Origin of the sequence: Gordonia polyisoprenivorans (assembly GCF_017654315.1) — a bacterium.
Classification (GTDB): Bacteria; Actinomycetota; Actinomycetes; order Mycobacteriales; family Mycobacteriaceae; genus Gordonia; species Gordonia polyisoprenivorans_A.
The window spans coordinates 3584063-3597992 of the sequence record NZ_CP072203.1 but is presented as its reverse complement, the minus strand read 5'-3'; the positions used below and the strand labels follow the sequence as shown (position 1 = coordinate 3597992).

Sequence of the window (13930 nt, the reverse complement as noted above, 5' to 3'; positions counted from 1 at the left end):
AGGCCGCGCGCGTCTGCGGCTCAGCGCTTCTTGAGCCGCAGACGCGAGTAGGTGAACAGGTAGAGGATCACCGCGATCACCAGCAGCACCCCGAATGCCAGTCCGGCGTGCGCGGGTGAGGTCTGCCAGAGGGAGACCTTCTGGGTCGCATCGGGATTGATGGTGGGCAGATCGACTGCGCCCGCCGACGCCACGTAGCCCCAGTAGGACGGGAAGATCCACGAGAGCTGTTGCAGGCCGGGCTTGTCCAGTGCGAACAGGCCACCGCAGAACACCAACTGCACCATGATGATGATCACCAGCGGGGGCATCGCCTGCTCCTGCGAGCGAACCGCCGCCGAGATCGCCAGTCCGACCAGGGTGGACACGCATGCCAGCGCGGCGATCGCGACGAACAACGCCACCGGTGGCGGCACCAGCGGACCACCGAGCTGTGGCAATCCCCGGCCGGCGAAGGTGATCGCGACCATCACCGCGCTCTGCAGGATCGCGGTGATGAAGAACACCACCACCTTTGCCCACAGGTAGGCGCCGGGTCGCAGCCCGACCGCCCGCTCACGTTCGAAGATGTCGCGCTCACCGACCAGATCGCGCATCGTCAATGCCGCACCCATGAACGCCGCCCCCACCACCAGCACGACGAGGATCTGCACCGCCTCGACCGGATCCTTGGCCGCCGGACGCGGCGGGATCAGGTTGGGGTCGGCGGCCATCTTGGCGTTGAATCCGTCGCTGCCCGGGATGACCAGCGTCAGCAATCCGAGCACCACCGGGAGCAGGATGAGGAACGCCAGATAGCCGACGTCGGCGAAGATCAGGCGTACCTGCCGGCGACCGATCGTGCTCGACTGTCGCGTGAAGCTGGTCTGCGGCACCGGTATCGGCGGGCCCGGCGGCCGCGGCGGGGGCGGTGGTGTGGGCGCGCGCCTGCCCTGCAGATACCGCATGTGTGCGGTGTCGGGGGCATCGGCGACGAAGGCGAAGATCTCCGCCCAGTCCGAGGTGCCCATCGCGGCCCCGACCTGTGTGGGCGGTCCGCAGTAGGCGGTCTTGCCGCCCGGCGCGAGCAGCAGCACCTGATCGCACATCGACAGGTAGGTCAGCGAGTGGGTGACCACCAGGACCACGCGGCCGGCGTCGGCGAGGCGTCGCAGCGTCGACATCACCTGGCGGTCGAGGGCCGGATCGAGGCCGGAGGTCGGCTCGTCGAGGATGAGCAGCGAGGGCCCGGTGAGCAACTCCATCGCCACCGATGCGCGTTTCTGCTGGCCACCGGAGAGCTTCTCGACGCGTGTGTCGACATGCTCGGTGAGTTGCAACTCGGCGAGCACACCGTTGATCACGTTGTCGCGGTCGGCTTTCGACAGATCCGGTGGCAGACGCAGCTCGGCGGCATAGCGCAGGGCCTGGCGCAGGGTGAGCTTGTGGTGCAGGACGTCCTTCTGCGGCACCATGCCGATGCGGGTGCGCAGCGAGTCGTATTCCTCGTGGACGCTGCGGTTCTCGAAGGTGACCCGCCCACTGGTCGGCGAATTCAGCCCGGCGACGATGCGCGAGACGGTCGACTTGCCCGCACCCGAGGGCCCGATCACCGCGGTCAGTGATCCGGGTCGGGCCGAGAACTCGACATCCTGCAGGAGTTTCTTACCCCCGTCGACGACGAGGCTCACACCGTTGACCTGGAGGCCACCGGCGACCACATCCTGGGCCTGGCCGCGCATCAGGCTGCCGGCGGAGACCACGAAGTCGCTGTTGCCGATGGTGACGACGTTGCCGTCGGTCAGCCGAACCCGTTGCACGCGTTGACCGTTGACATAGGTGCCGTTGACGCTTCCGAGGTCTTCGATGTAGAGACCGTCGGGTCGGGACAACACCCGGGCGTGGTGACGCGAGGCGAGTACGTCGCTGACGACGATGTCGTTGTCGGGGGTGCGGCCGATCGACTGCGAGCCCGCCAACGAGATCGTCTCGCGGCCCGGACGTTCGGCGCGTCCGGGCAGTTGATAGATCGCCGAGACATTCTGCTTGAGTGCCTGCAGGTGCGGCGCATCGGCGAGTTCGGCGGGCATCGGTGCGACCGCGCCGGGTTCATAGGATCCTGGCGCCGGTACGCGCATCGGCATCCGGGAAGAGCCCGCAGCGGCCGGACGTGGACCGGACCCCACCGGGCCCGGCGGCGCCGCCGGAGGGCGTCGCGGGGGTTGCGGCGGTGGCGGTGGCGAACCCGGACGCGCCGCGGTGCCATACTGCTGCCCGGCGGTGCCCGCCACAGGTGGGGCATCGAGCGCCACCTCGACGAGCGGGCCGGTGGTCGCGTCACCGAGCCGGAAGCCTGCGCCCGCGGTGAGCGGTAGCTCGGACACCCGCTGCGGACCGTGGAAGAAGCCGTTGGTACTACCGGCGTCGACCGCCCACCAGCCGGTCCCCCGCCACTCGATCGACAGGTGATGCCGAGATACCAGCGGGTGGTTCACGACGACGTCGTTGTCGGGGGTACGGCCGATACGAACCCGTGGCGAATCGCCGAGTCGGTGCGTGATCCCGGCAACCGTCAGCCGGCCGGGGATCATCGAGACGCTGCTGTTCATCACCGACAGACTCTAGTGCGTCCGAGGCCACCCGTCCCCGCCTCGTCGTGTGCATGACGGACAAATCGGGACGCCGACGGACGGTACCGACGACACGGACAGGGGTGAAACGGCCGCTGCCCACTCCCGAATCGGGAGTGGGCAGCGCCGAACCGGACTCGGGCCGGAGTCGACCTACAGGTACTGGCCGGTATTGGTCTCGGTGTCGATGGCGCGGCTCGCACCCGAACTCTTGCCGGTGACCAGCGTGCGGATGTAGACGATCCGCTCGCCCTTCTTGCCCGAGATGCGGGCCCAGTCGTCGGGGTTGGTGGTGTTGGGCAGATCCTCGTTCTCGGCGAACTCGTCGAGGATCGAGTCGAACAGGTGCTGCACTCGCAGACCCGGTGCGCCGGTGTCCAATTGCGACTTGATGGCGTACTTCTTCGCGCGGTCGACGACGTTCTGGATCATCGCGCCGGAGTTGAAGTCCTTGAAGTACATGACCTCCTTGTCGCCGTTGGCGTAGGTCACCTCCAGGAAGCGGTTCTCGTCGCTCTCGGCGTACATACGCTCGACGACCTTCTCGATCATCGCGTCGAGGCATGCGGTCCGGTCGCCCCCGAACTCACCGAGGTCGTCGGCGTGCACCGGCAGTGACTCGGTGAGGTACTTGGAGAAGATGTCGATCGCCGACTCGGCGTCGGGGCGTTCGATCTTGATCTTCACGTCGAGTCGACCCGGTCGCAGGATGGCGGGATCGATCATGTCCTCACGGTTGGAGGCACCGATGACGATGACGTTCTCGAGGCCTTCGACACCGTCGATCTCGCTGAGGAGCTGCGGGACCACGGTGGTCTCCACGTCCGAGGAGACACCCGAGCCACGGGTCCGGAAGATCGAATCCATCTCGTCGAAGAACACGATGACCGGTGTGCCCTCCGATGCCTTCTCCCGGGCCCGCTGGAAGATCAGGCGGATGTGCCGCTCGGTCTCGCCGACGAACTTGTTGAGCAGTTCGGGGCCCTTGATGTTGAGGAAGTAGGACTTGGCCTCCTTGGCGTCGTCGCCACGCACCTGGGCGATCTTCTTGGCGAGCGAATTGGCCACCGCCTTGGCGATCAGCGTCTTACCGCAGCCGGGAGGACCGTAGAGCAGCACACCCTTGGGCGGACGCAGCGCGTAGTCGCGGAAGAGATCCTTGTGCAGGAAGGGCAGCTCGACGGCGTCGCGGATCTGCTCGATCTGGCGGCCGAGGCCACCGATGTCCTCGTAGCCGACGTCGGGCACCTCCTCGAGCACGAGATCCTCGACCTCGGCCTTGGGAACGCGCTCGAAGGCGAAGCCCGCCTTGGTGTCGATGAGCAGGGAGTCACCCGGGCGCAGCTTGCGACGCTTGCCGTCCTCGCCGTCGACCTCGCCGCGCAGCGGTTCGGCCAGCCACACCACACGCTCCTCGTCGGCGTGCCCGACGACGAGTGCGCGGTTCCCGTCACCGAGAACCTCACGCAGCGTGCTGATCTCGCCGACCGAATCGAAGTCGCAGGCCTCGACGATCGTCAGCGCCTCGTTGAGGCGCAGTGTCTGCCCCTTGTGCAGCACCTCGGTGTCGATGTTCGGCGAGCACGTCAGGCGCATCTTTCGGCCCGAGGTGAACACGTCGACGGTCTGATCGGGATGGATCTCGAGCAGCACGCCGTAGCCACTGGGGGGCTGACCGAGCCGGTCGACCTCTTCGCGCAGGGCGACGAGTTGCTGACGCGCCTCTTTCAGGGTTTCGAGGAGCTTGGCGTTGCGGGCGGTGAGGTTGTCGACGCGATCCTGGAGATCCCTCGGATCCGAGGCCCGGGTGAATGCCGAGCGCTCCCGTTCCGCGCGGGCCGCGGCCAGAGGTGGGGTGTAGGCAGGGGTGAAGGTCTCCCCCGCCTCGACGTCGCGCGCATGCGCGGACTCGCTCGGGTCATTGCTGCCCGTGTTCTCCACCGAGGCTTCGTGGCGATCAGATTCGGTCATTGCTGACTCCTCTCCCCGGCAATCGCTCCCAATGGAGCACTTGCGCCGTAACACCACGCTACCGGCAGGAGAGAAGAATCGCCGTGCACTGCGCGAGGAGAGATGTTGATGGTGTGTTAAATGTGCGTCTTCGCAACGTATTAGCGATGTTTCCGGCTCGGCCGTGCGCGGATTCAGCCGCGTGTGGGTCGCCGTTGCGGCCGAAGCGTGGTGGTGCCCTCGGCGAGTCGTCGCGCGGTGATCAGAAACGCGGTGTGTCCTTGCATTTTGTGTTCGGGGCGGACCGCGAGGCCCACCGCGCTCCAATCACGTACCAGCGACTCCCAGGCCCGTGGCTCGGTCCAGCACTCCTGATCGCGCAGCGCCTCGATGACACGCGACAATTGCGTGACCGTCGCCACATAAACCGTCAAGACCCCGCCTGGTTTCAAGATCGAACGCACCACGTCGAGCGGCTCCCACGGCGCGAGCATGTCGAGGATGACGCGATCGAATTGCTCGGTGACGGCAATATTCGCCAGATCATCGATCACCAGTGACCAATTCGCCGGATGGCCGCCGAAGAATGTCTCGACATTGCGCTGGGCATGCTCGGCGTGATCCTCGCGGATCTCGTACGAGGTCACCTCGCCACGCTCGCCGACGGCGCGCAACAACGAGCAGGTCAGCGCACCGGAACCGGCACCGGCCTCCAGGACGCGGGCGCCGGGGAAGATGTCGCCTTCGGTGACGATCTGTGCGGCGTCCTTGGGGTAGATGACCTGTGCACCTCGGGGCATCGACAGGACGTAGTCGACGAGTAGTGGACGCAGCGCCAGGTATTCGGTTCCGCTGGTCGCCGCGACGATGCTGCCCTCGGGTGCGCCGATCAGGTCGTCGTGCGCGATCGCGCCGCGGTGGGTGTGGAACTGTTTTCCCGTATCCAGGATCACCGTGAACTTGCGCCCCTTGGCGTCGGTGAGCTGGACCCGGTCCCCGACGACGAACACGCCACTCGACGCCATCAGGTGGTGCTCTCGCGCAGCATGGTGGGGTGGTCCTCTCGGGGCTGGTGTTACACGTGTTGTCTACTGTGGCAGGACGTTTCCGATGCTGACGGTGTGTCCACCGACGTTCGCGGCGTTTGTCACCGACGTTTGCGGCGTTTGTCACCGACGTTTGCGGCGTTTGTCACCGACGTTTGCGGCGTTTGTCACCGATGTGCGCGGGTTTGTCACAGCCGCGCCCTACCCTGCCAAATGTGACGACCACAGTTTCTCCCGGGTCCACCCAGGCCACCGCTGCACCCGTTTCGGCCGCAGGCGCCCCGGCCGCGGACGAGGTGTCCGCGCCGGGTTCGGGGCGCGGTCTCGTCGGTCGGCCGTTGGCGTTGTCGCCCTCACGTGCCGCCGACTTCAAACAATGCCCGCTGCTCTATCGCTATCGTGCGATCGACAGGTTCCCCGAGACTCCCACGAAGGCTCAGACCCGCGGAACGGTCGTCCACGCCGCGCTCGAGAACCTCTTCGACATGCCGGCGTCTCTGCGCACACAGGAGTCCGCGGACTTTCTGGTGGAGGGTGCCTGGGCGGCGTTGTGCGAGGCCGATCCGTCGCTGGCCGAGCTGATCGGACCGGGTGATCACGAGGCCTTCCTCGCCGAGGCGCACGGACTCATCGAGAACTACTACCGGATGGAGAATCCGACGGCCTTCGATGCGGCCGCCGTGGAGGAACACGTCGAGATCGAGGCCGACGACGTGCTCATGCGCGGTTTCATCGATCGCATCGACATCGCACCCACCGGGGAGATCCGGGTGGTCGACTACAAGACCGGCCGCGCGCCCGGTGAGGCCTACGAGGCCAAGGCACTGTTCCAGATGAAGTTCTACGCGCTGGCGATCCTGCGGATTCGGGGTGTGGTCCCCGCCCGTCTGCAACTGATGTATCTCTCCGACGGGCAGGTGCTCACCTACACCCCCGATCGCGACGAACTCGAGCGTTTCGGTCGCACCTTGTCGGCGATCTGGCGGGCGATCCGGGCGGCCGTCGCCTCCGGCGACTTCCGGCCCCGTCGATCACGTCTGTGCCGCTACTGCGAGCATCACGAGCGGTGCCCCGAGTTCGGTGGCCAGATTCCCGAATACCCGGGTCCGCCAACGGGTTTCACGGCCTAAGCCGACAATCGGCCGGGTGGTGTGTCAGATCACCCGGCGTTGGTGGCGCCCGAAGCGCCGTCGCCTGAGCCCCCGCCACCTGCTCCCCCGTCACCTGCGCCGACCGTGCCTGTTGTTCCTGTACCCGTCGTTGCCGTGCCGGTCGTACCCGAGGTCGTCGAACCCGAGGTCGTCGTGCCGGTGTCGGCGTGCCGACCACTGCCCTGTAGGCGGTGCCGTCCCCCGCCCTGTGCGGGCTGCTCGGCCGGGGACTGCGTGGTCCCGGTGGTCCCCGTCTGGGTGGTCCCGGTCTGGGTGGCGGATGTCTGGTCGTCGCCGGGCGCCTCGGGTGCTCGATGTCGCCCGGAGGTCGTCGGTGCCGTGAGCGCCGAATCCTGTTCGGGTGCAGTGGTTTCGCTCGGTGCCGAGTTGTCACCCGGCGACGCAGCGGTGTCGGGTGTGGCTGCCATCCGGGCTTGTGGCGACGGCGTCGGGCGTTGGTCCGGGCCGGTCACGACAGGTACGGCCGCGTTGTCGACGGCGGGGCCCTGCAGCGGATAGAAGGCGTTGTTGACCTTGTCCCAGCGTGCGAGGTCGGCGGTGTCGTAGCCGATCCCGAGTTCGTCGTTGACCAGCATCGCCAGCATCGTCAGCGGATGGTGATCGGGCTGATAGACGAGGTAGGTGGTGTTGCCGTCCTGGCTGTAGAGCGTGGTCGGTTCCTGGCTGTAGTCGATGAGGTCGCCGTAGTTGTCGGCGCCCATGCCGGAGTGGATGGTGATGAAGCCTGCCGCGTCGACGAGAAGTGAACTCACCGGCCGATACCAGACCCACTGGAAGTTGGCGACCGGATCACCCACCACGATCACCGAGGTCACCGGCAGTTGGTTGCCCGTCGCACCCGGATCGCGGGCACCGTTGGATTCCGCACCGAACGCCTCGAAGAACGCCCCCACCAGCGGTTGCTCGGCGGCCCACGCCTTCAACCCCCACGGGGAGCGCGGATCGGAGATGAGGATGATGTGCGAGTTGGCCGTGTCGATGGAGCCCGACGCGACGGCTTGTTCGGCGGCGTTGCCCAGCGCTTCGGCGCCCTGCGAGTAGCCGGTGTAGACGACGTGGGTGCCGAGTCCGGAATCCAGGAAGGCCTTCATCACGGCGACGTTGCCCTCGACGGCGACGTCACGGGACTGGTCATAGGGCGGGGCGAAAATGGGCAGGATCGCGCCGGATTGTCCTGACGTGAGGGGCGCCAGCGACTGCGGGTAGTTGACCACGACGGTTTCCCGTCCGGCGCGCATCCCCTTGATCCGCGGATACAACGTGCCGTCGTCGGTACCCGGGGTCACCACGATGATGGTGCTGCGATCCGCATGCGGATCGTGCGTGCCCAGCCAGTCCGGACAGTCCGGGTTGATCGAGGTGTCATCGGCATCGGGCGGGACCGGGCAGTCGTCGGCGAAGGCATAACTCACCACCTCGGAGTCGACCAGGCCCCTGACAACCGAATCCACGCCGGCGTGGGCAACCGTTGCCGACAGGGTCATCGGGACGACCGCACCGAGACACAGCGCGCATCCGGCGGCCGTACTCGCGACCGCCTTTCGTACTCCGTACAAGACGTCTTCCCCTCGATCGATCACCGCGTGGACGTCGCGGATCCACCAGGGCTCCCATCGATGAGTCGTGTTGCCCGCTGTTCGTGATCAACATGATCGGATCGATGGTGGTGAACGAAGTTCATCCTGGACGTTTGATCGGCCGATCGTGGTGCGAGTCCGTGAATATTCACCCGATCGAACGAACAGTTGCGATCGTTCAACCGACACCGATTCGCGGCCCGTACCCCACCCCGGAGCGGACTATGCCGACTCGCATAGGCTCTGGCTGTGGAGACCAGTTACTACGTTCCGGAGGGTTCGGGTTCGGACGGGTTCGAGTACTTTCGACCGACGTCGGCGACCATCAGTCCGTGGTCGTCGGATATCCAGCACGGCGGTCCTCCGACCGGACTGTTGATGCGGGCGCTCGAGCACGCGGCGCCGGAGAAGTCGATGCACTTCACCCGGGTGACCACCGAGATCCTGGGTGCGGTCGGGCTCGAGATGAATCGGGTTCGGGCGCAGGTGATCCGGCCGGGCCGACGCATCAGCATGGTCGCCGCCGACCTCGAGGTCGTCCAACCCGACGGTTCCTATCGTCCGGTGGCCCGGGCGGTGGCGTGCCGACTGCGCGCCCACGACACCTCGACGATCGCGGTGCGCCCCCAGGCGCCGCTGCGTCCGACACCCGAGGACATCGATGTGAAGGTCGGCGTCACCGCGGACAGCTCGCTCGGGGTCGACTGGGGCACCGAGGGATTCATCGGGTCGACGGAGTCGGCGGTGACCGTGGGCAGGCTCGGCGCCACACCGGCGGTCTGGCTACGGCCGGCGGTCGAGCTCGTCGCCGGGGAGAAGATCTCCGATCTGCAATCGATCATGACCGTCGTCGACGTCGCCAACGGCCTCGGCACCCGATTGCGTCCGGACGAATGGACGTGGATGAACACCGACACCACCGTGCATTTCTCGGCGGTGCCGTCCGGGCAATGGCTCGGCATCGACGCCGAGTTGGCCGCGGGCTCCGATGGATTCGGCGCGACCTTCGCCGACCTCTACGACGCGGACGGATTCATCGGACGGTCCGCGCAGACGGTACTGCTCGACGGGCGTTGAGCGACTCACCGGCTCCGCTGCGGCGCCCGGCCGAACAGTGTCGACTGCTCAGAACCGGCAGGACCGGATGTCGGAGGCGAGGATCGCCCGCACACCGAGTTCGGAGAGTTCGTCCATCAGGTTCTGGTGGCTCTTGCGCGGGACCATCGCGCGCACCGCGACCCAGTCCGGGTCGGCCATCGGTGAGACGGTCGGCGACTCGAGGCCCGGGGTCAGCGCGATGGCCTGATCGAAGATGCCGCGGGGGCAGTCGTAGTCGATCATCACGTACTGCTGACCGAACACCACGCCCTGCACACGCTTGACGAATTGCCGTGCGCGCTTGTCGGTGTCGGTACCGGCGCGGCTGATCAGCACGCCCTCGGAGTCGCACAGCGACTCTCCGAATGCGGCCAGTCCGTGCTGACGCAGCGTCCGTCCGGATCCGACGACGTCGGCGATCGCATCGGCCACGCCGAGCTGGATCGAGATCTCGACCGCGCCGTCGAGGCGGATGATCTCGGCCTCGAGTCCGCGCGAGGCCAGGTCGGCGCGGACCAGATTCGGATACGACGTCGCGATCCGCTTGCCTGCGAGGTCGGCGACGGTCCACTCCTGATCGCCGGGTGCCGCATAGCGAAAGGTGGAGCTGCCGAACCCCATGGCGAGTTCCTCGTCGACCTCGGCGCCCGAGTCGCGAGCGAGGTCGCGGCCGGTGATCCCCAAGTCGAGGGTCCCGGCACCGACATAGATGGCGATGTCCTTGGGGCGCAGAAAGAAGAATTCGACGTCGTTGGCGATGTCGAGGACGGTCAGGTCCTTGCTGTCGGTCCGCTTGCGGTAGCCGGCCTCGGCCAGGACGGCGGCCGCCGACTCCGACAACGCGCCTTTGTTGGGTACTGCGACTCGCAGCATGATCACTCCAGGGGTAGCTGGTGAGCTGAGGGGATGACGGGCGATGGGCCGCGCCGGATCGGGCGCGACCTACAGATGGCGGTAGACGTCGGCCGGCGAGAGACCGCGCTTGATCATCATCACCTGCAACCAGTAGATGAGCTGGGAGATCTCCTCACCGAGCGACTCATCGGACTCGTGCTCGGCGGCGAGCCACACCTCGCCGGCCTCCTCGATGATCTTCTTGCCGAGGGTGTGCACGCCCGCGTCGAGGGCGGCGACGGTTCCGCTGCCGGCCGGCCGGGTCTGCGCCTTGTCGGTCAGCTCGGCGAACAGCTCGTCGAAGGTTTTCACGAGTTCCTATCCTCGCACGTGGACTGTTCGGAGTTCGGTGAGGGTGACCCCGACGAGCGAGGTCCGGAACTCCCGCAGCGGACCCGGCGGGACTGGTGCCGTCGAGGGCACCACGAGCGTCGTACACCCGGCTGCGGTCGCCGAGGAGGTCCCGGTCGGCGAATCCTCGACCGCTCGGCATCGGCGGGCATCGACGCCGAGGAGGTCCGCGGCCCGCAGATACGGATCCGGTGCCGGCTTGCCCGCGGCAACCTCGTCGCCGCACACCGTGACGGCGAAGAACCGCCGGTCGAGGGTGTCGAGGGCGAGTTCGGTCAGTTCGCGGACGGTGTTGGTGACCAGTGCCATCGGGATACCGGCCGCGGCGACGAGTTCGAGCGTCTCGCGGGCGCCCGGTCGCCACGGCAGGTCGTCGGCGAACAGTTCGGCGACCCGGTCGAGCAGCCAGCGTTCGTCGCGGGCGTGATCACGCCCGGCCGCCGAGAGTCCGGCGGCGTCGTAGACCTTGTCGAGTGCGTCGTCCATGGAGTTGCCCAGCGTCGACTCCCGCAGTTCCGGGGTCATCGGATAGCCGTGTCGCAGCGATAGTTCGGCGACGGCGATGTCCCACAGGCGTTCCGAGTCGAGCAGGGTGCCGTCCATGTCCCAGAGGACGGCGTCGGGAGTACGACGGTCGGCGGTTGTCGGCACGAGAGAATCATCGCCGACGAGCGGTGATCACACCCAATCCGGTGATCCCGGTCACCGGCCGATGACCGCGCCGCGAGCTCGCCGCAGGGTGTCGGCCACCGCCCAGACAAGACCGAGCGCGGCCAGACCCATCATCGACGCGTCGATGCCGAGTGCGGTGTCGCCTCGCCCGGAGGTGTAACCGCCGGAGCCGCCGTGTCCGCCGGGCGCACCTCCTCCGGTGCCGCCCGGGGCACCGGCTCCGGGACGGCCACCGGTATCGCCGTGCCATCCGCCGCCCGGTCCTCTGCCGAAGCCGTGCTCTCGACCGGCGCCCTGGCCACCGCCGGAACCCTGACCACCGACACCGTGGCCGGCACCGAAGCCCTGCCCCTGGTCCCCGCTCAGTGAGGAGTGGTACACACCGATCGCGGTGGCCTGGATGAGAATCGGGATGATCACGAAGCGCAATGGCAGGTAGAACGCCATGATGACGCTGAGCACTTCTGCCATGTAGAAGTACCGGTCGTGCATCGCCGGCAGCAGGAACGGCACGATCACCGCCGACGCCGTGGCCACCACGAGGATTGACGCGGGCGTCACCCGCGGCTTCTTCCACACCGACCACCCCAGGAACGCCACGATGATCGCCGCGGCGAGTCCGATGCCCAGATGCGCCAGCCAGGTGGCGTCGCCGGAAATCGGGATCAGTTGGTACGGGTTGGCCGCCCCGAGGGTGAGTTGTTTGTAGGAGTCGGTCTGATTCAGATACACCGACAGTGCATCCGACCACGGGGCGCCCACCGCCACGGCGGGAAGCACCGCGGCGACGAATACCGCGGGAATCGCGGCCAGGGTGTACCACGGCAACCTGCCGCGCAACAACATCCACGCCAGGATCGGCAGCACGAAGACGGCCTGCAGCTTGAACGACAGCGACAGTCCGAAGAAGGTGCACGCCCACAACGAGTTCAGGACATACGCCCGGTGGGTGATGCCCTCGCGCTGTGCGCGCAGCAAGAAGTAGACACCGCCCACCGCGAATGCCGAATAGATGGCGTCGGCCTGACCCCACCACGCGCTGTTGGCGATCATTGACGGTAAGAACAGGATCAGGCCGAAAGCCAAGGCACGCAGGGTGAATCGATCGGTGCGCAGGGCGACGATCCGGTAGGCGAAGAAGGCCAGGACCAGATCGAAGGTCACCGAGAGTGCCTTGATGCCGATCAGCGTCGGAGCGTGGACGACGGTGAGCAACCAGATCAGGTAGAGATAGGGGTAGTTGTAGTCGGCGAACTGCTCCTTGAACGCCCCGAAGCCCTGTGTGTCGAGCGTCTCGTACCAGCGCGACAGAAACGCCCGGTAATCCATCGTCTCCATCGAGTGGAAGTGCCACCGTACGGCGAGCGCGACGGCCACGAGGGCGCCCAGCACGAGCCAGCGTGCCCACGTCGGCGCGGTGCGAGAAAGTCCGATGTCGGTCGTCGGCTCATCTCCGGCATCGGACACCTCGGTGTCCGGAAGGGTCGCAGAGGTCATGACATCAAGGGTGGACACCGAAGCTGGGAGGCCGGTGGATGCACGCTGGGAATCGAGTGGCCCCGCCCCCGCGCGCGGCGATCAGCGTATCGTTCGCCTCGCACACCCCGGCAACCGTGAGGACGGCCGCATGACGGTTCTCGTGTTCGGACATCGCAATCCCGATACCGACGCCATCGCGGCGGCGCTGGCTCTCGCCGGGCTCGAGGTGGCTCTCGGCACCGACGCCCGGGCGGTCGCGCTCGGGCGGCCGAATCCCGAAACCGCCCATGCGCTGGCCTGTTTCGGCCTCGACGTGCCCCCCGTCATCGAACTCGCCCGGCCGGAGACCGATCAGGTGATGCTCGTCGACCACAACGAACGGCAGCAGAGTGTCGCCGACATCGACGAGGTGACCGTTTTGCGCGTGGTCGATCACCACCGCGTGGCCAACTTCACCTCGGTCCTCCCGCTGTATTTCCGGGTCGAACCCGTCGGATGCACCTGCACGATCCTGGCCCGCATGTACGCGGAGAACGAGGTGCCGATCCCCCGGGCGATCGCCGGGATGATGGTGTCGGCCATCATCTCCGACACCCTGCTGCTGCGCTCCCCCACCACCACCGACGACGACCGCCGCGTTGCGGCCGAGCTCGCCGGCGTCGCCGGGATCGACCTCGACACCTACGGCGACGCACTGCTGCGGGCCGGCGCCGCGCTCGGCGATCTCGGAGCCGCCGAACTCATCGACCGGGACGCGAAGAGCTACACGCTGGGCGCCACGCAGGTACGTCTGTCGCAGATCTCGAGCACCGATCCCACCGAGGTCCTCGACCGGCGCGACGAGTTCCTCGCGGCTATGGAGGCCGAGCGCGTCCGGGCGGGTGAGGATCTGTTGCTGCTGTTCGTCACCGACGTGCTCCGCGGGGATTCCGAACTCCTCGTGGTCGGCGAACCCGTTGCCGCGGTCGAGAAGTCCTTCTCGGTCACCGTCGTCGACGGCCACGCACACCTGCCGGGAGTGGTCTCCCGCAAGAAGCAGGTGGTGCCGCCGCTGACCGCGGCCCTGCGCTGAACCCGCGCCG

The 13930-nt window shown here is 67.2% G+C and carries 11 protein-coding genes; 3 read left to right on the top strand and 8 right to left on the bottom strand.

What is annotated here, in order from left to right:
• Window positions 1–20 precede the first annotated feature (20 nt).
• The 3 genes from J6U32_RS16140 to J6U32_RS16130 all read right to left on the bottom strand — a co-directional run bounded on the left by J6U32_RS16140 (window position 21) and on the right by J6U32_RS16130 (window position 5584).
• Entirely contained in the window at window positions 21–2570 is a 2550-nt protein-coding gene (locus tag J6U32_RS16140; protein WP_208796164.1) for an FHA domain-containing protein, read from the bottom strand.
• A 192-nt stretch (window positions 2571–2762) separates the two neighbouring features.
• Window positions 2763–4580 carry a proteasome ATPase gene (arc, locus tag J6U32_RS16135; protein ID WP_208791222.1) on the bottom strand — a complete coding sequence of 606 codons (1818 nt, stop codon included), beginning with the start codon at window positions 4578–4580 and terminating at the stop codon, window positions 2763–2765.
• A gap of 173 nt (window positions 4581–4753) precedes the next feature.
• Entirely contained in the window at window positions 4754–5584 is an 831-nt protein-coding gene (locus J6U32_RS16130; protein WP_208791221.1) for a tRNA (adenine-N1)-methyltransferase, read from the bottom strand.
• Window positions 5585–5820: 236 nt separating this feature from the next.
• On the opposite strand from J6U32_RS16130, the gene J6U32_RS16125 reads away from it, so the two are divergent.
• Entirely contained in the window at window positions 5821–6735 is a 915-nt protein-coding gene (locus J6U32_RS16125) for a RecB family exonuclease (RefSeq protein ID WP_208791220.1), read from the top strand.
• 29 nt (window positions 6736–6764) lie between these two features.
• Here the strand turns inward: J6U32_RS16125 and J6U32_RS16120 are convergent, their stop codons facing one another.
• Window positions 6765–8333 carry a PE-PPE domain-containing protein gene (locus J6U32_RS16120; RefSeq protein WP_208791219.1) on the bottom strand — a complete coding sequence of 523 codons (1569 nt, stop codon included), beginning with the start codon at window positions 8331–8333 and terminating at the stop codon, window positions 6765–6767.
• A 264-nt stretch (window positions 8334–8597) separates the two neighbouring features.
• Here J6U32_RS16120 and J6U32_RS16115 point away from each other — a divergent pair, with 264 nt between their 5' ends.
• The gene (locus J6U32_RS16115; RefSeq protein ID WP_208796163.1) at window positions 8598–9431 is read left to right on the top strand and encodes a thioesterase family protein; all 834 of its coding nucleotides are present in this window, start codon (window positions 8598–8600) and stop codon (window positions 9429–9431) included.
• Between the two features lie 48 nt (window positions 9432–9479).
• On the opposite strand, the gene hisG is transcribed toward J6U32_RS16115, so the two are convergent.
• The 4 genes from hisG to J6U32_RS16095 all read right to left on the bottom strand — a co-directional run bounded on the left by hisG (window position 9480) and on the right by J6U32_RS16095 (window position 12866).
• On the bottom strand, window positions 9480–10325 hold the full coding sequence (hisG, locus tag J6U32_RS16110) for an ATP phosphoribosyltransferase (protein WP_006370150.1): 846 nt from the start codon (window positions 10323–10325) through the stop codon (window positions 9480–9482).
• Window positions 10326–10394: 69 nt separating this feature from the next.
• Window positions 10395–10658 carry a phosphoribosyl-ATP diphosphatase gene (locus J6U32_RS16105; protein ID WP_006370149.1) on the bottom strand — a complete coding sequence of 88 codons (264 nt, stop codon included), beginning with the start codon at window positions 10656–10658 and terminating at the stop codon, window positions 10395–10397.
• Between the two features lie 6 nt (window positions 10659–10664).
• Window positions 10665–11348: an HAD family hydrolase gene (locus J6U32_RS16100; protein ID WP_208791218.1), complete on the bottom strand. Its 684-nt coding sequence runs from the start codon at window positions 11346–11348 to the stop codon at window positions 10665–10667.
• A gap of 51 nt (window positions 11349–11399) precedes the next feature.
• Window positions 11400–12866: a hypothetical protein gene (locus J6U32_RS16095; RefSeq protein WP_244332026.1), complete on the bottom strand. Its 1467-nt coding sequence runs from the start codon at window positions 12864–12866 to the stop codon at window positions 11400–11402.
• 130 nt (window positions 12867–12996) lie between these two features.
• Here J6U32_RS16095 and J6U32_RS16090 point away from each other — a divergent pair, with 130 nt between their 5' ends.
• Window positions 12997–13920, top strand: coding sequence for a manganese-dependent inorganic pyrophosphatase (locus tag J6U32_RS16090; protein ID WP_208791217.1), 924 nt, complete (start codon window positions 12997–12999; stop codon window positions 13918–13920).
• Window positions 13921–13930: the final 10 nt, after the last annotated feature.

Bases quoted from the DNA above. Each gene is read 5' to 3' on its own strand.
- J6U32_RS16140 (WP_208796164.1), bottom strand. From the start codon at position 2,570: ATGATCCCCGGCCGGCTGACGGTTGCCGGGATCACGCACCGACTCGGC.
- arc (WP_208791222.1), bottom strand. From the start codon at position 4,580: ATGACCGAATCTGATCGCCACGAAGCCTCGGTGGAGAACACGGGCAGC.
- J6U32_RS16130 (WP_208791221.1), bottom strand. From the start codon at position 5,584: ATGGCGTCGAGTGGCGTGTTCGTCGTCGGGGACCGGGTCCAGCTCACC.
- hisG (WP_006370150.1), bottom strand. From the start codon at position 10,325: ATGCTGCGAGTCGCAGTACCCAACAAAGGCGCGTTGTCGGAGTCGGCG.
- J6U32_RS16095 (WP_244332026.1), bottom strand. From the start codon at position 12,866: ATGACCTCTGCGACCCTTCCGGACACCGAGGTGTCCGATGCCGGAGAT.
- J6U32_RS16090 (WP_208791217.1), top strand. From the start codon at position 12,997: ATGACGGTTCTCGTGTTCGGACATCGCAATCCCGATACCGACGCCATC.